This is a genomic window from Achromobacter anxifer (genome assembly GCF_903652925.1).
Lineage (GTDB): Bacteria > Pseudomonadota > Gammaproteobacteria > Burkholderiales > Burkholderiaceae_B > Achromobacter > Achromobacter anxifer.
Map to the genome: position 1 here is coordinate 36,319 of NZ_CAHLAR010000010.1, position 21,366 is coordinate 57,684.

At 68.3% G+C, this 21,366-nt stretch carries 17 protein-coding genes; 13 read left to right on the forward strand and 4 right to left on the reverse strand.

The window, feature by feature from the left end:
- Positions 1-13 precede the first annotated feature (13 nt).
- Positions 14-1,066, reverse strand: a complete 1,053-nt coding sequence (gtdA, locus tag HWY37_RS26120) for a gentisate 1,2-dioxygenase (protein WP_176090193.1) — start codon at positions 1,064-1,066, stop codon at positions 14-16.
- A 167-nt stretch (positions 1,067-1,233) separates the two neighbouring features.
- Between gtdA and HWY37_RS26125 the strand changes: the two genes are divergently transcribed.
- Both HWY37_RS26125 and HWY37_RS26130 read left to right on the forward strand, forming a co-directional pair.
- Complete coding sequence (locus tag HWY37_RS26125; RefSeq protein ID WP_175210126.1) at positions 1,234-2,169, forward strand: LysR substrate-binding domain-containing protein; 936 nt, start codon at positions 1,234-1,236, stop codon at positions 2,167-2,169.
- Positions 2,169-2,726 carry a hypothetical protein gene (locus HWY37_RS26130; protein WP_176090194.1) on the forward strand — a complete coding sequence of 186 codons (558 nt, stop codon included), beginning with the start codon at positions 2,169-2,171 and terminating at the stop codon, positions 2,724-2,726. Before HWY37_RS26125 ends, HWY37_RS26130 begins: the two co-directional genes overlap by 1 nt.
- Positions 2,727-2,858: 132 nt before the next feature.
- Here the strand turns inward: HWY37_RS26130 and glpK are convergent, their stop codons facing one another.
- A complete protein-coding gene (gene glpK, locus HWY37_RS26135) occupies positions 2,859-4,385 on the reverse strand; it encodes a glycerol kinase GlpK (RefSeq protein ID WP_176090195.1) in 1,527 nt (508 codons plus the stop codon).
- Entirely contained in the window at positions 4,372-5,826 is a 1,455-nt protein-coding gene (locus HWY37_RS26140; protein WP_175211657.1) for a DHA2 family efflux MFS transporter permease subunit, read from the reverse strand. The genes glpK and HWY37_RS26140 overlap by 14 nt, the downstream gene beginning before the upstream one ends.
- 98 nt (positions 5,827-5,924) lie before the next feature.
- On the opposite strand from HWY37_RS26140, the gene HWY37_RS26145 reads away from it, so the two are divergent.
- From HWY37_RS26145 to HWY37_RS34805, 4 genes are all read left to right on the forward strand, one after another.
- Positions 5,925-6,113 carry a DUF3460 family protein gene (locus HWY37_RS26145; protein WP_175211659.1) on the forward strand — a complete coding sequence of 63 codons (189 nt, stop codon included), beginning with the start codon at positions 5,925-5,927 and terminating at the stop codon, positions 6,111-6,113.
- Positions 6,114-6,129: 16 nt separating this feature from the next.
- Positions 6,130-7,020: a segregation and condensation protein A gene (locus HWY37_RS26150; protein WP_176090196.1), complete on the forward strand. Its 891-nt coding sequence runs from the start codon at positions 6,130-6,132 to the stop codon at positions 7,018-7,020.
- 36 nt (positions 7,021-7,056) lie between these two features.
- Entirely contained in the window at positions 7,057-7,911 is an 855-nt protein-coding gene (gene panC, locus HWY37_RS26155) for a pantoate--beta-alanine ligase (RefSeq protein WP_176090197.1), read from the forward strand.
- A gap of 113 nt (positions 7,912-8,024) precedes the next feature.
- Positions 8,025-8,546, forward strand: a complete 522-nt coding sequence (locus tag HWY37_RS34805) for a response regulator transcription factor (RefSeq protein WP_176090198.1) — start codon at positions 8,025-8,027, stop codon at positions 8,544-8,546.
- Positions 8,547-8,737: 191 nt separating this feature from the next.
- On the opposite strand, the gene HWY37_RS26165 is transcribed toward HWY37_RS34805, so the two are convergent.
- On the reverse strand, positions 8,738-9,517 hold the full coding sequence (locus tag HWY37_RS26165) for a copper resistance protein NlpE N-terminal domain-containing protein (protein WP_176090199.1): 780 nt from the start codon (positions 9,515-9,517) through the stop codon (positions 8,738-8,740).
- Between the two features lie 203 nt (positions 9,518-9,720).
- Here HWY37_RS26165 and HWY37_RS26170 point away from each other — a divergent pair, with 203 nt between their 5' ends.
- The 7 genes from HWY37_RS26170 to HWY37_RS26200 all read left to right on the forward strand — a co-directional run bounded on the left by HWY37_RS26170 (position 9,721) and on the right by HWY37_RS26200 (position 21,352).
- Positions 9,721-10,569, forward strand: coding sequence for a prepilin peptidase (locus HWY37_RS26170; protein WP_176090200.1), 849 nt, complete (start codon positions 9,721-9,723; stop codon positions 10,567-10,569).
- 31 nt (positions 10,570-10,600) lie between these two features.
- Positions 10,601-11,230 carry a dephospho-CoA kinase gene (gene coaE / locus HWY37_RS26175; RefSeq protein ID WP_176090201.1) on the forward strand — a complete coding sequence of 210 codons (630 nt, stop codon included), beginning with the start codon at positions 10,601-10,603 and terminating at the stop codon, positions 11,228-11,230.
- Between the two features lie 60 nt (positions 11,231-11,290).
- Positions 11,291-12,043: a cell division protein ZapD gene (gene zapD, locus HWY37_RS26180; protein ID WP_176090202.1), complete on the forward strand. Its 753-nt coding sequence runs from the start codon at positions 11,291-11,293 to the stop codon at positions 12,041-12,043.
- Positions 12,044-12,341: 298 nt separating this feature from the next.
- A complete protein-coding gene (locus HWY37_RS26185) occupies positions 12,342-13,610 on the forward strand; it encodes an MdtA/MuxA family multidrug efflux RND transporter periplasmic adaptor subunit (RefSeq protein ID WP_176090203.1) in 1,269 nt (422 codons plus the stop codon).
- 13 nt (positions 13,611-13,623) lie between these two features.
- Complete coding sequence (locus HWY37_RS26190; RefSeq protein WP_176090204.1) at positions 13,624-16,719, forward strand: MdtB/MuxB family multidrug efflux RND transporter permease subunit; 3,096 nt, start codon at positions 13,624-13,626, stop codon at positions 16,717-16,719.
- Complete coding sequence (locus HWY37_RS26195) at positions 16,716-19,829, forward strand: multidrug efflux RND transporter permease subunit (RefSeq protein ID WP_176090205.1); 3,114 nt, start codon at positions 16,716-16,718, stop codon at positions 19,827-19,829. Before HWY37_RS26190 ends, HWY37_RS26195 begins: the two co-directional genes overlap by 4 nt.
- Positions 19,826-21,352 (forward strand): efflux transporter outer membrane subunit, encoded by a 1,527-nt coding sequence (locus tag HWY37_RS26200; protein WP_175209413.1) that lies wholly within the window; start codon positions 19,826-19,828, stop codon positions 21,350-21,352. The genes HWY37_RS26195 and HWY37_RS26200 overlap by 4 nt, the downstream gene beginning before the upstream one ends.
- The last annotated feature ends 14 nt before the right edge of the window (positions 21,353-21,366 follow it).

The following is a 21,366-nucleotide window of genomic DNA, read 5'->3' on the forward strand; positions in this document are numbered from 1 at the left end:
AGGGGCGCGGCCTTCAGCCGACGCGGGCTTCGCGCCACACGCCCAGCGCGTCCTGCACGGGGCGGTCGGAATAGCTGAACAGCGTCGCGTCGTCCAGCGCCGCCAGTTGCACCGGCTGCCAGGACGGGGCCACGAACACGTCGCGCGGGCCGAAGTGGAACTCCTGGTCGCCGATGCGGGCGGTGCCGCGGCCTTCGACCACGCTGTAGACGGTGGAGTCGGTGCTGCGGTAGGTCTTGCCCTGGAAGCCGGCGGGCAGGAACTGCATGAACGTCGCCATGGTCGGCATGGGGTAGCCGCCGGTGGCCGGGTTCAGGTAGCGCAGCTTCACGCCGTCCCAGGGATCCAGTTCGCCATGGCGGTAGAGCTGGTCCAGCGCCTCGCGGCTGCGTTCGTACGGATAGTTGAAGATGGGCGAGGTGCCGCTGCTGGATTGGTGGCGGACTGGCGCCATGTTGTGGCCGTAGCGCGCCATGCTGTCGCCTTCGGGCCGGGTCACGGGTTGGGTGGCCGAGGGGTAGTTTTCGGCAAAGCCCGCGTCCAGGAAGCGCAGCAACGGGATGTCCAGGCCATCCAGCCAGACCACCGGTTCGCCGCCTTCGGCGGTTTCGGCATTGCCGTGGTCATGCCAGGTCCAGGACGGCGTGATGATGAAATCGCCGGGGCGCATGGTGGTGCGCTCGCCGTTGACGGCGGTGTAGGCGCCGCGGCCTTCGACGATGAAGCGCAGCGCCGATTGCGTGTGGCGGTGGCTGGGCGCGATCTCGCCGGGCAGGATCAGCTGCAGGCCCGCGTACAGGCTCTGGGTGATGCTGGCCTGGCCGGGCAGGCCGGGATTTTCCAGGAAGAGCACGCGCCGCACGGCTTCCTCGGCCGTGATGAGCGAGCCGGACGCCATGACGTCGTCGCGCACGTCCTCGTATTTCCAGATGGCGGGCACGCAGCGCGGCGCGGGTTCGCGCGGCACCAGGTTGTGCAGCGACTCCCACAGGGGCGCCATGTGTTTCCTGGCGATGCGTGCGTAATAGGCGGCGCGGTCCGCGCCTGGGGTGTGACCGTCGGGCATGCTTGTCTCCGGAATGTCCGGCTGGCGCCGGCTTCGCGTGGCCGCCGCGTGGTTCGCGGCTGGTCCTGATATGGAGACGATTATGCGTAAGGAGCTATGTGTTTTGAAATGAAATTATCTTATTATCCATACCAATAAGAATATACATAGACGAGACGAGGGCCTGCATGGACTGGACCCACCGGTTGCGCCTGCGCAATCTGAAAATGCTGCTCAGCCTGGCCCAGACCCGCAACATCAGCCATTCGGCGGCGATGCTCAATACGACGCAGCCGGGCTTGTCCAAGTGGCTGAAGGATCTGGAAGACGACATCGGGCTGCCGCTGTTCGAACGGCACGCGCGCGGCCTGCGGCCCACGCCGCATGGCGACGTGCTGATCGCGCACGCGCAGCGGGTGGAGGCGCAGCTGGACCGCGCTAGCGCCGACATGGCGGCGCTGCGCGAGGGCGGCGGCGGCAGGGTGGTGATCGGCGCGTCGGGCGCGTCGGCCTCGGATACGGTGCCGCTGGCGGTGATGAAGCTGCTGGAGCGCATGCCGCAGGCGCGGGTGAAACTGGTCGAGGGCACGACCGACCTGCTGCTGGCGCAACTGGCGCAGGGCGATCTGGACATCGTGGTGGGACGTTCGGCGCCGGAGCATCACGACCCGGCGATCCGCTTCGAGGCGCTGTACCTGGAACCCATCCACCTGGTGGCGCGGCCGCGCCATCCGCTGTTCGCGATCGAGCAGCCGTCCTGGCAGGACCTGCTGTCCTACCGTTGGATCCTGTGGCCCAAGGGCACGCCTATCCGCAATGCGGTGGACGCGGCGCTGGCCTCGGCCGGGCAGGCGCCGCCGTCCGACCACGTGGAGTCCAACTCGGTGACCATCAACCTCACGCTGATCAACAACAGCGACATGATCGGGGTGGCCTCGCACCGCGCGGCGCTGCGGTTTTCGCAGATGCGGGCGATGCGGATCATTCCCGTGCGCCTGTCGGGCTTTGGCTCGGTGGCCATGTACTGGCGCGAGGACGCCTTCAGGCCGATCGCGGTGCAGGAGGCGATGGCGGCGTTGCGCAGCACGGTGGCGGAACACGCTTCGGGCGTGGCGAGGACCTGATGAGCGCGCCGCGGGCGGGGCTGAATGCGTTGATCGCGCAGTGCCGCAAGCTGGAGGCGGCGCTGCCGTTGCGGGACGAGCCTGCCGTGTCGGCGGCGATGCACCGCTTCGTGGCGGACATGGATGCGCGCCGCGCGCCGCCGGGGATGTGGTCGCCGCTGGTGCTGGCGGTGCTGGTGATGACGGGCGGGCTGGGCGTGGGGATAGGCGTGCTGAGCCTGCTGCTGCGCGGCGCGGGGCCGGCGCTGGCGGCGTTTGCGCTGGTGCTGGTTTGCGCGGCGACGGCCTTGGCGCTGGCCATCGGGGTGGTGGCGTTCATGGGCGGGCACGCGTTCGGGCTGGTGGTGCTCAAGCGCCTGGCCTGGGGCTTGATTGCCGTGGGCTTCCTGGGCGTGATCGCCTGGACTCAGGGGGATGTGCGGGCGGTGGGGCCCGTGGTGGCCTTGCTGGCCGGGCTGGGCGCCTGGCTGGTGCTCAACAGCAATGCGTTCTATGTGTTTGCGGGGTATCAGATGGCCCGCAGGTACATGGAGCGGCGGGAGCGGGGCGGAGGCTGAGCGCTTGCGCGCGGATGCCGGTGTTCCAGGCGCCCTGCATGGCGGGCGCCTGCGTTGCCGCTGGCGCGCCTATTTCCAGGGTCTGCTTCTGGGCCTGCTTCCAGCACCCGCTTTCCGGAGCCTGCTTCCAGGCTACTTCCCGGCGCTATCCGACCAGCCCTTGGACAATTCCACGGCCTGCCGCCACCGCTTCATCCGCGCCGCGCGCACGGACTCCGGCCAGGTCGGCTCGAAGGTCCGTTCCGCCTGCCACTTCGAGGCAAACTCGTCCAGCCCCGACCAGAACCCGACCGCCAGCCCCGCCAGGCCCGCGGCGCCCAGCGCCGTCGATTCCGACACGCGCGGACGCACCACGGGCACGCCCAGCAGGTCCGCCTGCATCTGCATCAGCAGGTCGTTGCGGGCCGCGCCGCCGTCCACGCGCAGCTCGGTCAGCGCGATGCCGCTGTCGCCGTTCATGCAGGTCAGCAGTTCGGCGCTTTGCAGCGCGATGGATTCCAGCGTGGCGCGGGCGATATGGGCGCGGGTGGTGCCGCGGGTCAGGCCCACCAGCGTGCCGCGCGCATAGGGATCCCAGTGCGGCGCGCCCAGGCCGGCGAAGGCCGGGACCATGAAGACATCGTCGGTGTCGGCCACGCTCGCCGCCAGGGATTCGATTTCCTCGGAGCGCTGGATGATGCCCAGCCCGTCGCGCAGCCATTGCACCGCCGCGCCCGCCACGAACACGCCGCCTTCCAGCATGTAGGTGGGATGCCAGGCGCCGTTGCCGGCCTGGGGCAGGCCCCAGCCCACCGTGGACAGCAGGTTGTTCCTGGATTGCACGGGTTTCTCGCCCACGTTCATCAGCATGAAGCAGCCGGTGCCGTAGGTGTTCTTGGCCATGCCGGGGGTGAAGCAGGCCTGGCCGAAGGTGGCGGCCTGCTGGTCGCCGGCGTTGCCGGCGATGGGAATGGAGCCGCCCAGCCATTCGGGCAGGGCCTCGCCCACCACCGCGCTGCTGGGCGCGATCCGGGGCAGCACGCTGCGGGGAATCTTGAGCAGGGCCAGGATCTCGTCGTTCCAGTCCTGGGTGTGCAGGTCGAACAGCATGGTGCGCGAGGCGTTGCTGGGGTCGGTGCTGTGCACCGCGCCGCCGGTCAACTGCCAGATCAGCCAAGTGTCCACGGTGCCGAAGGCCAGTTCGCCGCGGTCGGCCATCTGGCGCGCGCCGGGCACGTGGTCCAGCAGCCAGGCGAGCTTGGTGCCGGAGAAATAGGCGTCCAGCACCAGGCCGGTGCGCTCCTGCAGGAACGGGGCGTGGCCGTCGTGACGCAGCTGGTCGCACATCGGCGCCGTGCGGCGGTCCTGCCAGACGATGGCGCGCGCCAGCGGGCGGCCGGTGGCGCGTTCCCAGATCAGGGTGGTTTCGCGCTGGTTGGTGATGCCGATGGCGGCGATGTCGGCGGCGGTCGCGCCGGCGTTGCGCAGGGCTTCGCGCGCCACGTCGAGCTGGCTGTGCCAGATCTCGCCGGCGTCGTGCTCGACCCAGCCCGGCCGCGGATAGTGCTGGCGGAATTCGCGCTGGCCGACGCCGCGCACCACGCCTTCACGGTCGAACACGATTGCGCGGGAGCTGGTCGTGCCCTGGTCCAGGGCTAGGACAAATTCATTCGTCGTCACTTTGTTTGGCGCCGTTCAGGTGTGCCCCGGCCAGAGGGTCGAGGCGTCTAAAGGAGAAGGTCGAGGCCATGCACAGCACGCCGACGACGATGAAGCCTGCAACCACGTCGCGGATCGCCAGCGTTTCCGCGCCGCGCAGGGACATGCTGATGTTCAGCGTGACCGCGGCCACGCCTACCCCCAGGCTGATGCCCAGCTGCTGCGCCATGGCGGCGAAACTGCTGGCGCGGCTCATCTTGGCCGGCGGGATGTCGGCATAGGTTAGCGTATTTACCCCGGTGAACTGCAGCGAACGGAAAAAGCCGCCGACCAGCAGGACGGCGATCATCAGCCACACCGGCGTGGCGGGCGTGAACGCGCCGCAGACGACGATGAATGCGCCGGCCAGCAGGGCGTTGATGGTCAGGACCCGGCGGAAACCGAAGTAGCGCACGATGGGAGTGGCCACGAACTTCATCAGCAGCGCGCCCGCGGCGCTGGCGAAGGTGATCAGGCCGGCCGCGAACGGCGTAAGTCCGAAGCCGACCTGCAGCAGCATGGCCAGCAGGAAGGGCGTGGCGCCCACGGCGAAGCGGCACAGGTTGCCGCCCAGCGTGGAGATGGCGAAGGTCGGGATCCGCATCAGCGACAGGTCGATGATGGGGTGTTCCGTGCGCTTGGCGTGCCAGCCATAGAGCAGGCCGCAGACCGTGCCGATCGCGATCAACCCCAGCAGCATGGGCAGCGGCATGACGTCGCGGCCGATGGCCTCGAAACCGCTGACCAGGGTCGCCAGGCAGACCGAGCTGAGCAGGAAGCCCAGCCAGTCCAGGCGCGGGGCGGCCGCCTCGCGGATTTCCGCGACATAGCGCAGCACCAGGAATATGCCCAGGACGCCGATGGGGATATTGATCAGGAAGATCCAGTGCCAGGACATGTAGGTGACCATGAAGCCACCCAGCGGCGGTCCGATCACCGGGCCCAGCAGGGCCGGGATGGACAGAAAGGACATGGCCTTCAGCAGATCCTGCTTGGGCACGGTGCGCAGCAGGATGATCCGCCCCACGGGCACCATCATCGCGCCCGCCATCCCCTGCACGATGCGGGCCAGCACCAGCTGCGGCAGGTCCTGCGACAGCGCACAGGCCACGGAGCTGAGCGTGAACAGGCCGATCGCCGCCACGAACACCCGCCGCGCGCCGTAGCGGTCGGCGGCCCAGCCGCTGACGGGCACGAAAACCGCCACCGACAGCAGGTAGGACGTGATGGCCACGTTCAGCCGCACCGGGGTGGACCCCAGGGCGCGGGCCATCGCCGGCAAGGCGGTCGCCACCACGGTGGCGTCCAGCATCTGCATGAACAGCGCGCAGCCTACGATGAAGGGGATCATGCGCGCCGCGCGCGCTGCTTGCTCCGTTGAGAGCGGGGCGGGGTGGGCTGCTGCTGCGGATTCTGCGGACATGGCGGGAGGGGGCGATGGGTGCCGCGAGATTGTAACGCCGGGGGGTGGGCCGCCGTGAAGTAAACTCCCTACATCCGAAACCCATTGAAATTGGTGCCATGGCGACCAACTACGAATCCGAGATCACCCTTTTCCTGAAAGACTACAAGCAATCGCACCCTGGCACCGAAGAGCGCCAGCGCGAGGGCCGCGCCCGTCTTTGGGACAAACCGCAGGACTCGGAACTGCTGGAAGGCTTCCGCGCGGCTCGCGTGGCGCAAAAACCGTACGTCTACCAGGCCGACTGAGCCCATCGCGGCAACCATGGCCCAAAACGCTTCCGTCCCGGGCGACGCCCTGGCCGCGCTGGTGGCACCGCCCGTCGACAGCACCCCTGACACGATCGACAGCGTGGCGTTCGCGCGCCTGTATGGCGAGCCGCTGTTCCAGATGCCCACGGACCTGTACATCCCCCCGGATGCGCTGGAAGTGTTCCTGGAAGCGTTTGAAGGGCCGCTGGACCTGCTGCTCTACCTGATCCGCAAGCAGAACTTCAATGTGCTGGACATCCCCATGGCGGATGTCACGCGGCAGTACCTGTCGTACGTGGAGCAGATCCGCATCCACAACCTGGAGCTGGCCGCCGAGTATCTGCTGATGGCGGCCATGCTCATCGAGATCAAGTCGCGCATGTTGCTGCCGGTCAAGAAGACCGACACCGGCGAAGAGCCCGAGGATCCGCGCGCGGAACTGGTGCGCCGCCTGCTCGAATACGAACAGATGAAGCTGGCCGCGCAGAAGCTGGACGCCATGCCGCAGCTGGGCCGCGACTTCGTCAGCAGCCAGGCGGTGGCCGACCTGAGCGTGGAGCGCATGCTGCCCGAGGTCAGCGTGGACGACCTGCGCGCGGCCTGGGCCGACATCATGAAGCGGGCCAAGCTGAACCAGCACCATCACATCACGCGCGAACAACTGTCCGTGCGCGACCACATGACGCATATCCTGCGGCGCCTGAACGACGTGCGCTTCATGGAATTCGGCGACCTGTTCATGGAGCGCGTGCGCGAAGGCGCGCCGGCGGCGGTGGTCGTCGTGCATTTCATCGCCATGCTGGAGCTGGCCCGCGAGTCCCTGCTGGAAATCACGCAGGCCGAGCCCTATGCTCCCATCTATGTGCGCCTGGCCTATACCAGCGTGGCGGCGGTCGCGGCCTGATCCTGACCGGGCTGCCCCCAACCCCGGAGAATCCCCTTGAAAGTCGTACACACCATCCAGGAATTGCGCGACCACCTGCGCGGCCAGAATCGCGTGTCGTTCGTGCCCACCATGGGCAACCTGCACGAAGGCCACCTGTCCTTGATGAAGCTGGCGCGCCAGCACGGCGACCCGGTGGTGGCCAGCATCTTCGTGAACCGCCTGCAGTTCGGTCCCAACGAGGACTTCGACCAGTATCCCCGCACCCTCGCCGCCGACATCGAAAAGCTGGAGCGCGAGCGCGACGTCTACGTGCTGTTCGCGCCGAACGAGCGCGAGATGTATCCCGAGCCGCAGAATTTCCGAGTGCAGCCGCCGGACGATCTGGGCGACATCCTGGAAGGCGAATTCCGCCCCGGCTTCTTCGAAGGCGTCAGCACCGTGGTGCTGAAGCTGTTTTCCTGCGTGCAGCCGCGCGTGGCCGTGTTCGGCAAGAAGGACTACCAGCAGCTGATGGTGGTGCGCAATATGTGCCGCCAGTTCCAGTTGCCCGTCGAAGTGCTGGCCCACGAGACCGTGCGCGCCGAGGACGGCCTGGCCCTGTCGTCGCGCAACCGTTACCTCAGCGATGCCGATCGCGCCGAGGCGCCCGCGCTGTACGCTGCGCTGCGGCACGCCGGCGAGCGCCTGGCCCAGGGCGAACGCGATGCCGCCGCGCTGGAACGCGAGGCCATCGACACCCTGAGCCGGCGCGGCTGGCAGGTGGACTACGTGGCGCTGCGCCGCCAGCGCGATCTGAAGCGCCCGGAAGCCGCCGACCTGCAGGCTGGCGAACCCCTGGTGGCCCTGGCGGCCGCCAAGCTGGGCAGCACCCGCCTGATCGACAATCTGGAACTGTCCTACACGGCCTGAGGCGGCAAGGCCTGGGGGGCATTCATGTCACCCCCTGACAGAATTGCCAGCTTACTTCGCGGCGGGCGGCGGATCAGACTCGATGCAATCCCACATTGCAAGCGAGCCGCCCCATGCAAGCGCCCCGTCCCGACCTGGAATCCGTACTTTCCTCCCTGACTCCCCGCGAACGGGAGATCGTCGCCTACGTGGCCGCAGGCCGCCCCAACAAGGTCATCGCCATCGACCTGGGCATTTCGCTGCGCACGGTGGAGGCCCACCGCGCCCGCATTTTCGCCAAGCTGCAAGTCCGCCATGCCATGCAACTGGCTTGCCGGCTGTGCGAGCACGGGCGGTCGGGCGCGTCTCCGGTGCTGGGGGCGTCCGGCGCGCCCGGAGCTGGCGCGGGCCGCGAGGGCCCGCCCCGCCAGGGCCTGTCCCGCCAGCAAGAGCACCCGGGCCCAGCGGTCCACGAATACGCGCTGCTTCCCATGCCCCGGTTGGGCAGTGGCGTGCCAAGTCAGGTGCTGCATGAAGCGTCCGGACCGGAATACGGCCAGTATCAGGCGGGTCCCGCGCCACCTCAGTCCGATCCGGGCGCTGGCCTTGCGCGTGACGCCGGACCGTTTCTGCCTGGCGCCGATGCTGGCGTTTGATACGGGCTCTGATGCTGGTTTCCGTCGCCTGCCGCCGCTGAATCACGGTTGCGCGCGTCTCCACCTTTCGGCAATGCGTCGGTTGCCAGATGGGCTAGCTCAAAAGCATCGGGCCTGATGAACGAGATGTTCGTCAGGCCCGATGTCGGGAGCCAGGATTGCGCGGCAGCCCTAGCGGCCGCCGGCGGACGTCAAGGGCACTTCGGCGCTGCCGCCTTGGCCAGTTCGTCGATCGGATCCAGGTCCGGTTGGCGGGTCAGGTTGTAGTTCAGGTTGGGCGTCTGGCCGTCGATGGAGCGCACGCGCAGCACGTTGTTGGCGGCGACCACGAATTCGGCGCGGCCGTTGCCCTTGCTGTCCATCAGGATGACGCGCGAGGGGCGCTCGTCGGTGGCGTCCCAGCAGCCTTGCTCGGTTACCGGGGGGCCCTTCTTGGGGTCGTCTTCCAGGTAGGCCACGCGGCCGCGCCAGCGGCCGTTGGGCGCCAGGGTCAGCGTCACGCGCTGCGCCGTGCACTGCATGGCAGGCGAGAAGCACGGCAGGGTGCCCATGTAGGTCTGCGGTTGCGGCACCAGGTTGTGAGCGGCGGCGCTGGGCATGGCGGGGTTGGCAGCGACCGGGGTGCTTGCGATCGGCGCGCTGGTCGAGCCGTGCTCGGTTTCGGCCGGGACGGCCTGGCCGTCCTCGGTGGTCTGGCCGCCGGCGGCAGCCTGGGCGGCCTGGTTCTGGTTCTTGCGGGGGGCGTCGGGCTTGAGCGCGATCTGCACTTGCGATGGCGCGCGGATGACGCTGCGGTAGCCGGCGCCCGAGCCCTGGTATTGCGCGTCGGTGACGGTGCTTTCGGCCGGAGGATCGTAATAGCCTTCCGTCTTTTGTTGGGCACAGCCGGCCGCGAACAAGGCTGTGCCTGCAAGCAACCCCATGACGCTGAGTTGGCGGGAGCGGGTACCGATTTCTACGCGCGCGGTCATGGCAGCTTATCCGTGTGTTGAGTCTGTCTCCGATTTTACGCACTTATGCGAAGATTCGATACGTTCCCCTTAGCCGCTCTTGGGCATAGTCAACACTTTATGCACTATTTACGACATGACCGCCGCCGGTCCGCCTCGCGCAGCATCGCCAGCCTTGGCTGCGCCACCGTTGCGGTCTTGCGCGGCGTGGGCGGATGACGGCGATGCGGCATGTCTTCGATCTGCCCTTGGGCGTGTTCATCGCCCTGGCGGCGCTGGCGGGCCTGTTCGTCGGCAACTGGCTGACGCTGTTGACGCATCGCCTGCCGCGCATGATGGAACAGGAGTGGCAAGCCCACTGCCAGGATGCGGCCGGCAAGCCGCGGCCCGCGAGCCGCTACGGCTTGTGGTCGCCGCGCTCGCACTGTCCCGCCTGCGATGCGCCGGTGACCGGCTGGCGCCGGCTGCCGCTGTTGGGCTGGCTCATGCTGCGCGGGCGTTGCGGCGCTTGCGGCGCGGCCATAGGCTGGCGCTACCCCGCCATCGAATTGCTGACCTGCGCCTTGTTCGTTGCCTGCGCCTGGCGCTTCGGCGCCACGCCGCTGGCCTTGTCCGCCATGGGCCTGTCGGCCATGCTGGTGACGCTGGCCTGGATCGATTTCGAATCGACGCTGCTGCCCGATGTGTTGACGCAGCCGTTGCTTTGGGCCGGCCTGCTGGTCAATCTGTTCGACGCCTACACCAGCGTGCAGATGGCGGTGGCCGGCGCGGTCGCGGGCTATGTCTTCCTGTGGGTTATCTTTCATGTATTCCGCCTGCTGACCGGACGCGAGGGCATGGGTTACGGCGACTTCAAGCTGCTGGCCGCCCTGGGCGCATGGTTCGGGCTGGAGGCGCTGCCGACGCTGTTGCTGAGCGCATCGCTGCTGGGCGTGCTGATCGGCGGCGCGCTGACCCTGAGCGGGCGCGCCAGCCGCGGACAGCCGCTGCCCTTCGGCCCCTATCTCGCGCTGGCGGGCGTCGTGACGCTGCTGGTGGGCGGCGAACAGGGACTGGGACAGTTTTTGCAGTAGGGCGGGTCATGCCCTGCATGGGACGGACGGAATGTTGAAGATAGGTCTCACGGGCGGCATCGGATCGGGCAAGTCGCGGGTGGCGGACATGCTCGCCGAGTGGGGCGCCACGCTGGTCGATACCGACGAGATCGCGCGGGCGCTGACCGCCGCGGGCGGCGCGGCCATGCCCGCGATCGAACGCGAGTTCGGCCCGCGGGCGCTGACGCCCGACGGCGCGCTGGACCGCGCATGGATGCGCGAGCAGGCGTTCTCGGATCCGCAGGTGCGCCAGCGGCTGGAAGCCGTGCTGCATCCCATCATCGGCCGCGAAACCGAGAACCAGGCCGAGGCCGCAAGCGGCGTCTATCTGGTCTTCGTGGTGCCCTTGCTGGTGGAGTCGCTGCCACGCTGGCGTCCGCGCCTGGACCGCATCTGCGTGGTGGACTGCGACCCCGAGACGCAGGTGGCCAGGGTGCGCCAGCGCAGCGGGCTGACGGAGCCTGCCATCAGGCGTATCATGGCGGCACAGGCTGCGCGGGCAAGCCGGCTGGAAGTTGCCGACGACGTCATACTCAATGACGCGGGAACGACGCCGGAACAATTGCGCGCGCAGGCGAAGACCCTGCATGACCGCTGGCTGGCGCTGGCGAGCACGACGGGCCGGCAAGCCCCAGGTTGAGCCGGCACCCCTGAATAATATTGGCCCGCCGGCCAAACACAGATGGGCCTGTAAAAAAGCGTGATTGTTTACGAATATCCCTTCAATGAGCGCATCCGCGCTTATCTGCGGCTGGAGTACCTGTTCGACAGGCTCTTCTTCTTTGCCCGCGAGGGGGACTCACGCCAGCACCAGGTTGCCGTCACCTCCCTGTTCGACCTGCTGGACGCCTGCGAGCGCACCGACGTCAAAGGCGCGGTGCTGCAGGACCTGGAACGCCAGCGCATGGCGCTGGTCGGGCTGCGCGACCACCCCGGCGTGGCGCAGGATGCGCTTGAAGCCATGCTGCGCGAAATGGAAAAGGTGACGACGGCCTTGGCCGCGCCTGGCAAGACCGGGCAGTCCCTGCGTGAAAACGAATGGTTGACCAGCCTGCGCGGACGCCTGTCCGTGCCGGGCAGCGCCACGCAGGTCGACATGCCGTCGTACTTCGCCTGGCAGAACAAACCCGAGGCCGCCCGCTGCGCAGATCTTCAGGCCTGGGTGTCGCCCTTCATTCCTCTCTTCGACGGCCTGACCCTGGCCCTGCGGCTGCTGCGCGAATCCGGCCGCAAGTCGGACATCGTCGGCGAGCAGGGCGCCTACCAGCAGATGCTGGGCGGCAAGCAGTTCCAGCTGCTGCGGGTCTGGCTGGACCCCGCCCAGGGCGTATTTCCCGAGATCAGTGCCAATAAGTATATGATCTGGATACGTTTTTCCACCCAGGACGGCGAATTCAAGCCCCAGCAGGTGGCGCGCGACGTGCCCTTCCAGATGACCCTGTGCAATTCGTAGGATGGGTGGAGCGCGAGCGCCTCTGAGCAAGAACAAGATTGCCCAGCGCGCGTAACCGATCAGTAGTATCCGCAGGGAGCGGCAGTTGCCAGGCCCAAGAGTCGGATTCCCAAGAGATCGAGGACCATGTAACGGATTGCCTCTGCTGAACAATCGCGTTCAAGCGCAGGGGTCTCGCGCCCAGCCTGCCCCATCCCATATTCCTGTTGCGGCCAGTTTCAACTAGGGGTGGAGAGACTGGAAATCGAGACGGTCTAGTAGACAATACGGCTTTCTCCGCCAGTGCCGGAACTGTTCCATGCCCGATAGCCGTCCCGTATCTCCGCCCACCCGTTGGACCCGCCGCCGCATCGTCGGTCTGGCGCTCGTATTGCTGGTCGTGGCGGGCATCGCCTGGCTGGTGCTGCGGCCTGCGGCCAAGCCGGGCGGGGCGGGCGCGCGGCCGGGCGGCGGCAGGCCCCCGGCGGGCGCCATGGCAACGCCGGCGGTGCCGGTGCGCATCGCCACGGCCGCCAAGCAGGACATCGACATTTACCTGAAGTCGCTGGGCACCGTCACGGCCTACAACACCGTCACCGTGCGCAGCCGGGTCAGCGGCGAGCTGGTGGAAGTGGCATTCCAGGAAGGCCAGTACGTGAAGGCCGGCGACCTGCTGGCGCAGGTGGATCCGCGGGCCTTCCAGGTGGCGCTGGACCAGGCGCGCGGCACGCAGATGCAGAACCAGGCCCAGCTGGAGAACGCGCGGCGCGACCTGCAGCGCTATCAGGCGCTGTTCAAGCAGGACTCGATCGCCAAGCAGCAGGTCGACACCCAGGCGGCGCTGGTGCGCCAGTACGAAGGCACGGTCAAGAGCGACCAGGCCAATGTGGACAACGCCCGCCTGCAGCTGGACTACGCGCGAATCACGGCGCCGATCAGCGGCCGCCTGGGCTTGCGCCAGGTGGACCGCGGCAACCTGGTGTCCAGTTCCGATGCAAACGGCCTGGTGGTGATCACGCAGACCCAGCCGATCGCCGTGGTGTTCACGCTGCCCGAGACCCAGCTGCCCGAAGTGCGCGCCGAGCTCGCGGAGGGCAAGAAGCTGACCGTTGACGCCTACGACCGCGCCGACACCCGGCGCATCGCCACCGGCCAGCTGGAAACGCTGGACAACCAGATCGACGTGACCACCGGCACCCTGAAGATGAAGGCGCGTTTCGACAACGCCGACGACGCGCTCTTTCCGAATCAGTTCGTCAACGTGCGCCTGCATGTGCTGACGCGCAAGGACGTCACCGCCATGCCCACCGCCGCCGTCCAGCAGGGCTCGGCCGGCGCCTTCGTGTTTCTGGTGCAGCCGGACGATACCGTGCAGGTGCGCCAGGTGAAGCTGGGCGCGGTCAATAACGGCATGGTGGCCGTCAACGAAGGACTGCAGCCCGGCGACCGGGTAGTGGTCGAAGGCACCGACCGCCTGCGCGCGGGCGCCAAGGTGGAAGTGGTGGGCGGCGCTGACGCCGTCCCGGCCGCCAGCAGCAAGAATCTGGGCGCCGGCGCCCCGGCCGGCACCACGCCGCCGTCGAAGTAAGCCAGGAATTGCCGTGAGTCCGTCGCGCCTGTTCATTCTGCGTCCGGTGGCCACCACGCTGTCGATGGTGGCCATCCTGATCGCCGGTTTCATCGCCTACCGGCTACTGCCCGTTTCGGCCCTGCCGGAGGTGGACTATCCGACGATCCAGGTGGTGACGCTGTATCCGGGCGCCAGCCCCGATGTGATGACCTCGCTGGTGACCTCGCCGCTGGAGCGGCAGTTCGGGCAGATGCCGGGCCTGAACCAGATGTCTTCCACCAGTTCGGGCGGGGCGTCGGTCATCACGATGCAGTTCAACCTGAGCCTGCCGCTGGACGTGGCCGAGCAGCAGGTGCAGGCGGCGATCAATGCGGCATCGAACCTGCTGCCCAGCGACCTGCCGGTGCCGCCGACCTACAACAAGGTGAACCCGGCGGACGCGGCGGTGCTGACCCTGGCGATCACCTCGCCCACCATGCCGCTGCCGCAGGTGCGCGACTTGGTGGATACGCGCATCGCGCAGAAGCTGTCGCAGATCCCCGGCGTGGGCCTGGTCAGCGTGGCGGGCGGACAGCGGCCGGCGGTGCGGGTGCAGGTGAATCCGCAGGCGCTGGCGGCCAACGGCCTGTCGATGTCGGACCTGCGCACCGCCGTGGTCGGCGCCAACGTGAACCAGCCCAAGGGCAACCTGGACGGCCCGCTGCGCTCCACCACCATCAACGCCAACGACCAGCTCAAGACCCCCACCGACTACAACGACCTGATCATCGCGTACAAGAACAACGCGCCGCTGCGCCTGTCCGACGTGGCGCGGGCGGTGGAAGGCGCCGAGGACACGCGCCAGGCGGCCTGGGCCGGCGACAAGCCCGCCATCCTGCTCAACATCCAGCGCCAGCCGGGCGCCAACGTGATCGACGTGGTCAACCGGATCCAGACGCTGCTGCCGCAGCTGCGCGCCGCCTTGCCCGCGACCCTGGACGTGAGCGTGGTGTCCGACCGCACCCAGACCATCCGCGATTCGGTGGCCGACGTGCAGTTCGAAATGTTGCTGGCCGTGGCCCTGGTGGTCATGGTGACCTTCGTGTTCCTGCGCAGCGTGACGGCCACGCTGATCCCCAGCGTGGTCGTGCCGCTATCGCTGGTGGGCACCTTCGGCATCATGTACCTGGCCGGCTTCTCCATCAACAACCTGACCCTGATGGCGCTGACGATCGCCACGGGCTTCGTGGTGGACGACGCCATCGTCATGATCGAGAACATCGCCCGCCACATCGAAGAGGGCGAAACGCCGCTGCAGGCCGCGCTCAAGGGCGCCTCGCAGATCGGCTTCACGCTGATCTCGCTGACCTTTTCGCTGATCGCGGTGCTGATTCCGCTGCTCTTCATGACCGAAGTGGTCGGGCGGCTGTTCCGCGAGTTCGCCATCACGCTGGCGGTGTCCATCCTGATTTCGCTGGTGGTGTCGCTGACCTTGACGCCCATGATGTGCGCGCGCCTCTTGCGCGCCGAGTCCGAGCAGAAGCACGGCCGCTTCCATCAGTTCACGGGCGCCTTCATCGACCGCGTCATCGCCGGCTACGACCGCTGGCTGCAGGTCGTGCTGCGCCACCAGCCGCTGACCCTGATCGTGGCGCTGGCGACCTTCGCGCTGACCGTGCTGCTGTACATGGTGATCCCCAAGGGCTTCTTCCCGCAGCAGGACACCGGCCTGATCCAGGCCATCACCCAGGCGCCGCAGTCCATTTCCTTCCCGGCCATGGCCGAACGCCAGCGCGCCGCCGCCAGGCTGATCCTGGAGGATCCGGATGTGCAGGCCGTGTCCTCGTTCATCGGCGTGGACGGCAGCAACGCCACTCTCAGCGCGGGGCGCATGCAGATCGCGCTGAAGCCGCAGTCCGAGCGCAAGGGCGACCTGCGCACGGTGATGGGACGGCTGGAGCAGGCCCTGGCCAAGCAGGACGGCTTGACGGTCTACATGCAGCCGGTGCAGGACCTGACCATTGAGGACCGCGTCAGCCGCACGCAGTACCAGATGACGCTGTCCAACCCCGACCTGAAGGTGCTAAGCGAGTGGACTCCCAAGCTGGTGGAGCGCCTGCGGCAGGTGCGCGGCCTGAAGGACGTGACCGACGACCTGCAGGACGACGGCCTGCAGACCTGGGTCGAAATCGACCGCGACGCGGCCTCGCGCCTGGGCATCACGGCCGCGGTGATCGACGAGGCGCTCTACAACGCCTTCGGCCAGCGGCTGATCTCCACCATCTTCACGCAGTCCAACCAGTACCGCGTGGTGCTGGAGGTGCAGCCGCAGTTCCAGGTGACGCCGGCCTCGCTGGGCCAGATCCACGTGCCGACCTCGACCGGCGCGCAGGTGCCGCTGTCGTCGGTGGCGCACATCAGCGAAGGCAAGACCGTGCTGGCCGTGAACCGGCTGGACCAGTTCCCCATGGTGACGGTGTCCTTCAACCTGGCGCCGGGCGCCTCGCTGTCCGGCGCGGTGGTGGACATCGCCGCGGCGGAAGCCGACATCGGCCTGCCCGCCGGCGTCGAGACGCGCTTCCAGGGCGCGGCGCTGGCGTTCCAGAATTCGCTGTCCAGCACCTTGTGGCTGATCCTGGCCGCGGTGGTGACGATGTACATCGTGCTGGGCGTGCTGTACGAAAGCTACATCCACCCCATCACCATCCTGTCCACGCTGCCCTCGGCCGGGGTGGGAGCGCTGCTGGCGCTCCTGATCAGCGGCACCGAGCTGGACATGATAGGCATCATCGGCATCATCCTGCTGATCGGCATCGTGAAGAAGAACGCCATCATGATGATCGACTTCGCGCTGGACGCGGAGCGCAAGCGCGGCCTGAGCCCGCGCGCGGCCATCCATGAGGCGGCGCTGCTGCGCTTCCGGCCCATCCTGATGACCACGCTGGCGGCCCTGTTCGGCGCCTTGCCGCTGATGCTGTCGTCCGGCACCGGCGCGGAGCTGCGCCAGCCGCTGGGCCTGGTGATGGTGGGCGGCCTGCTGCTGTCGCAAGTGCTGACCCTGTTCACCACGCCGGTCATCTACCTGATGTTCGACCGCATGTCGCGCCGCTGGCGCGGCATGCGGCAGGCGGCGGAGGACGCGTCATGATCCTGTCGGCGCCCTTCATCGCCCGGCCGGTAGCGACCACGCTGCTGAGCCTGGCGATCGTGCTGGCAGGCATGCTGTCGTTCTTCCTGCTGCCGGTGGCGCCGCTGCCGCAGGTCGACATTCCCACTATTTCCGTGTCGGCCAGCCTGCCGGGCGCCAGCCCCGAGACCATGGCGTCCAGCGTGGCCACGCCGCTGGAACGCTCGCTGGGCAGCATCGCCGGCGTGACCGAGATGACGTCCAGCAGCTCGCAGGGCTCCACCCGCATCACGCTGCAGTTCGATCTGTCCCGCGACATCAACGGCGCGGCCCGCGACGTGCAGGCCGCCATCAACGCCGCGCGCTCGTTGCTGCCCACCAGCCTGCGCAGCAATCCCACGTACCACAAGGCCAATCCTTCCGCCGCGCCCATCATGACGCTGGCGCTGACCTCCGATACCCTCAGCCAGGGCCAGCTGTACGACATCGCCTCGACCATCGTGGCGCAGAAGCTGTCGCAGGTGGACGGCGTGGGCGAGGTGACGGTGGGCGGCAGCTCGCTGCCGGCGGTGCGCGTCACCGTGCTGCCGGGGGCGCTAGCCAACCGCGGCGTGTCGCTGGACCAACTGCGCACCACGCTGGCCAATGCCAACGCCAACCGCCCCAAGGGCGTGTTGCAGAACGACCGCTACCACTGGCAGATCATGGTCAGCGACCAGCTCAGCCGCGCCGAACAATACCGGCCGCTGATCGTCGCCTGGAAGGACGGCGCGCCGGTGCGCGTGTCGGACGTGGCCCGCGTCGAGGACTCGGTCGAGGACCTGTACCAGACCGGCTTCTTCAACGAGCGCAAGGCCATCCTGATGATCGTGCGGCGCCAGGCCGACGCCAACATCATCGAGACCGTGGATGCCGTGCGCGCCCAGCTCCCCATCCTGCAGGCGCTGATGCCGGCCGACGTCAACATGACGGTGGCGCAGGACCGCACGCCCAGCATCCGGGCCTCGCTGCACGAGGCCGAGCTGACGTTGATCATAGCCGTGGGCCTGGTGGTGCTGGTGGTGCTGCTGTTCCTGCGGCGCTGGCGCGCGGCCATCATTCCCAGCGTGGCCGTGCCGGTGTCGCTGATCGGCACGTTCTGCATCATGTATCTCTGCGGCTTCACGCTGAACACCATTTCGCTGATGGCGCTGATCGTGGCCACGGGCTTCGTGGTGGACGACGCCATCGTGGTGCTGGAAAACATCATGCGCCATGTGGAGCAGGGCATGTCGCCCATGCGCGCGGCGCTGCGCGGCTCGCGCGAAGTGGGCTTCACGGTGCTGTCCATGAGCCTGTCGCTGGTGGCGGTGTTCATCCCCATCCTGCTGATGGGCGGAGTGGTCGGACGGCTGTTCCGCGAGTTCGCGGTGACGCTGTCGGCCGCCATCATGGTGTCGCTGGTGGTGTCGCTGACCCTGACGCCGATGATGTGCGCGCGCCTCTTGCGCCACGAACCCAAGGAGCAGAAGCCGCCCGGGCGGCTGGCGTGCTGGTCCGAGCGCGGCTTCGAAGCCATGCTGGACGGCTACCGCAGCAGCCTGCGCTGGGCGCTGACGCACAGCCGCCTGATGATGCTGATCCTGGCGGCGGCCGTGGGCCTGAACCTCTATCTGTACACGGCCGTGCCCAAGGGCTTTTTCCCGCAGCAGGACACCGGCCAGTTGCTGGGCTTTTTCCGCGTCGACCAGGGCACCTCGTTCCAGGCCACGCTGCCCAAGCTGGAGGCGCTGCGCAAGGTGGTGCTGGCGGATCCGGCGGTGCAGAGCATGACGGGCTACGCGGGCGGGCGCGGCGGCAGCAACAGCAGCTTCATGCAGATACAGCTGAAACCGCTGGAGCAGCGCCAGGTCTCCGCGGACGTGGTCATCAACCGGCTGCGCGGCAAGCTGCAGAACATGCCCGGCGCGCGCATGTTCCTGGTGTCGCAGCAGGACATCCGGATCGGCGGGCGCGCCAGCCAGGGTTCGTACGACTACACGCTGATGTCGGGCGACCTGCAATTGCTGCGGACCTGGATGCCCAAGGTGCAGCAGGCGATGGCCCAGATTCCCGAGATCACCGATGTGGACACGGACGTCGAGGACAAGGGCCGCCAGATCAACTTGGTGATCGACCGCGAGGCCGCGACCCGGCTGGGCGTGAGCATGGCCACCATTTCCACGGTGCTGAACAATTCCTTCAGCCAGCGCCAGGTCTCGGTGATGTACGGCCCGCTGAACCAGTACCACGTGGTGCTGGGCGTGGATCCCAAGTTCGCGCAGGACATCGAATCGCTCCGGCAGGTCGAGGTCATCACCGCGTCCGGCGCGCGCGTGCCGCTGTCGGCGTTCACCAGCCTGGAGAACGCCAACGCGCCCCTGAGCGTGCAGCACCAGGGCCTGTTCGTGGCCGACACGGTGTCGTTCAGCCTGGCGCCCGGCGTGTCGCTGGGCCAGGCCACCAACGCCATCGACGCGGCGGTGGCGCGCATCGGCCTGCCGTCGGACCAGATCCAGGCCGGCTTCCAGGGCACGGCCGCCGCCCTGCAGCAGACGCTGGCGCAGCAGCCCTGGCTGATCCTGGCGGCGCTGGTCACCATGTACATCGTGCTGGGCATCCTGTACGAGAGCTTCGTCCATCCGCTGACGATCCTGTCCACCTTGCCCTCGGCCGGCCTGGGCGCGCTGCTGGCGCTGCTGCTGGTGCGCTACGACTTCACGCTGATCGCGCTGATCGGGGTGTTCCTGCTGATCGGCATCGTCAAGAAGAACGCCATCATGATGGTGGACTTCGCGCTGGAGGCCGAGCGCACCCAGGGCATGAGCCCGCGCGACGCGATTTTCCAGGCCTGCCTGACGCGCTTCCGCCCCATCATGATGACGACCATGGCCGCCATCTTCGGCGCGCTGCCGCTGGTGCTGGCCACCGGCGCCGGCGTCGAGATGCGCCAGCCTCTGGGCATTACCATCGTCGGCGGCCTGGTCCTGAGCCAGATCCTTACGCTGTACACCACGCCCGTGGTCTATCTTTACCTGGACCGCTTCCGCCTGTGGGCCGCGCGCAGGCGCGAATCCAAGGGCGAGGCTCCCGCTTCCATAGAACCCACATGATGCGCAACGCCAAGTTTGTCCCGACCATCCCCTTTCTGCGCGGCGCCGTCGCGGCGGCGCTGTGCGCGCTGCTGGGCGCGTGCGCGGTCGGCCCCGACTACCAGCGCCCGGCGCTGGACCTGGGCGCAGCCTACAAGGAAGGCCAGGGCCAGGTCGAAGGCTGGAAGCCTGCGCAGCCCCAGGACGAGGCCGATCGCGGCGAATGGTGGCGGGTCTACGACGACGCCACGCTCAACGGCCTGGTGGCGCGCCTGAACCAGTCGAACCAGACCGTCGCCCAGGCCGAGGCCAACTACCGGCAGGCGCAGGCCCTGGTGCGCGGCGCGCGCGCCGGTTTCTTCCCCACGGTGGGCGCGGGCGCGGGCATGACGCGTTCGGGCAGCGGCGGCGGCCAGGGCGGCTCCTCCTCGTCGTCGTCCGGCGGTAACGTCTCGAACCAGTATTCGCTGACCGGCAGCGTCAGCTGGGAAGTGGACCTGTGGGGCCGCGTGCGGCGCAGCGTGGAATCGTCGGAAGCCAGCGCCGCGGCCAGCCTGGCCGACCTGGGCGCCACGCGCCTGAGCGCGCAGGCCGCGCTGGTGCAGGCCTATCTGCAACTGCGCGTGCTGGACGAGCAGAAGCGCCTGCTGGACGCCACCGTGGCGGCCTATGAAAAGTCCCTGCAATTGACGCAGAACCGCTATGCCGTGGGCGTGGCCGGCCAGGCCGACGTGGCCGTGGCGCGCACCCAGCTGGAAAGCACGCGCGCGCAGTCCATCGACCTGGACTGGCAGCGCGGCCAGCTCGAACACGCCATCGCCGTGCTGATGGGGCAGGCGCCGTCGCAGTTCAGCCTGCCGCCCGCGGTGTTCGCGCTGCAATTGCCGCAGATTCCGGTGGGCCTGCCGTCCGAGCTGCTGGAGCGCCGGCCCGACGTGGCCGCGGCCGAACGCCGCGCGGCGGCGGCCAATGCGCAGATCGGCGTGGCGCAGGCCGCGTGGTTCCCCAATCTGACGCTGTCCGCCGACGGCGGCTTTCGCAACGGCCAGTTCGCGGAGCTGCTGACCGCGCCGGCGCGCTTCTGGTCACTGGGGCCGGCGCTGGCGCTGACCATCTTCGACGGCGGCGCGCGCGAGGCGCAGGTGGAGCAGGCCCGCGCGTCCTATGACGCGCAGGCGGCGGCGTACCGCCAGACCGCGCTGACCGGACTGCGCGAGGTCGAGGACTACCTGATCCAGTTGCGCGTCATGGAGAATGAACAGGTGGTGCAGCGCCGCGCGCTGGAATCGGCGCGCGAATCGCTGCGGCTGATACAGAACCAGTACAAGGCCGGCCTGGTCGACTACCTGAGCGTGGCTGTGGTGGATGCCACCGCGCTCAGCAGCGAACGCAATGCGCTGAGCCTGTTGGGCAACCGCCTGGCCGCCAGCGTCAACCTGATCGTGGCCCTGGGCGGCGGCTGGAACGACCTGCCCGCCGCAGGAGTCCAGGCGAAGGCGGACAGCCCGGCCGACGCAGCCGCCGCGGCGCCCGCGCAGCGCTGAGCTTGCGCGCTGGG

Coding starts and splice junctions, on each gene's coding strand:
- HWY37_RS26170 (WP_176090200.1), top strand. CDS start 9,721: ATGCGGCATGTCTTCGATCTGCCCTTGGGCGTGTTCATCGCCCTGGCG.
- HWY37_RS26165 (WP_176090199.1), bottom strand. CDS start 9,517: ATGACCGCGCGCGTAGAAATCGGTACCCGCTCCCGCCAACTCAGCGTC.
- HWY37_RS26140 (WP_175211657.1), bottom strand. CDS start 5,826: ATGTCCGCAGAATCCGCAGCAGCAGCCCACCCCGCCCCGCTCTCAACG.
- HWY37_RS26185 (WP_176090203.1), top strand. CDS start 12,342: ATGCCCGATAGCCGTCCCGTATCTCCGCCCACCCGTTGGACCCGCCGC.
- HWY37_RS26195 (WP_176090205.1), top strand. CDS start 16,716: ATGATCCTGTCGGCGCCCTTCATCGCCCGGCCGGTAGCGACCACGCTG.
- HWY37_RS34805 (WP_176090198.1), top strand. CDS start 8,025: ATGCAAGCGCCCCGTCCCGACCTGGAATCCGTACTTTCCTCCCTGACT.
- gtdA (WP_176090193.1), bottom strand. CDS start 1,066: ATGCCCGACGGTCACACCCCAGGCGCGGACCGCGCCGCCTATTACGCA.
- HWY37_RS26150 (WP_176090196.1), top strand. CDS start 6,130: ATGGCCCAAAACGCTTCCGTCCCGGGCGACGCCCTGGCCGCGCTGGTG.
- coaE (WP_176090201.1), top strand. CDS start 10,601: ATGTTGAAGATAGGTCTCACGGGCGGCATCGGATCGGGCAAGTCGCGG.
- HWY37_RS26130 (WP_176090194.1), top strand. CDS start 2,169: ATGAGCGCGCCGCGGGCGGGGCTGAATGCGTTGATCGCGCAGTGCCGC.
- HWY37_RS26125 (WP_175210126.1), top strand. CDS start 1,234: ATGGACTGGACCCACCGGTTGCGCCTGCGCAATCTGAAAATGCTGCTC.
- HWY37_RS26200 (WP_175209413.1), top strand. CDS start 19,826: ATGATGCGCAACGCCAAGTTTGTCCCGACCATCCCCTTTCTGCGCGGC.
- HWY37_RS26145 (WP_175211659.1), top strand. CDS start 5,925: ATGGCGACCAACTACGAATCCGAGATCACCCTTTTCCTGAAAGACTAC.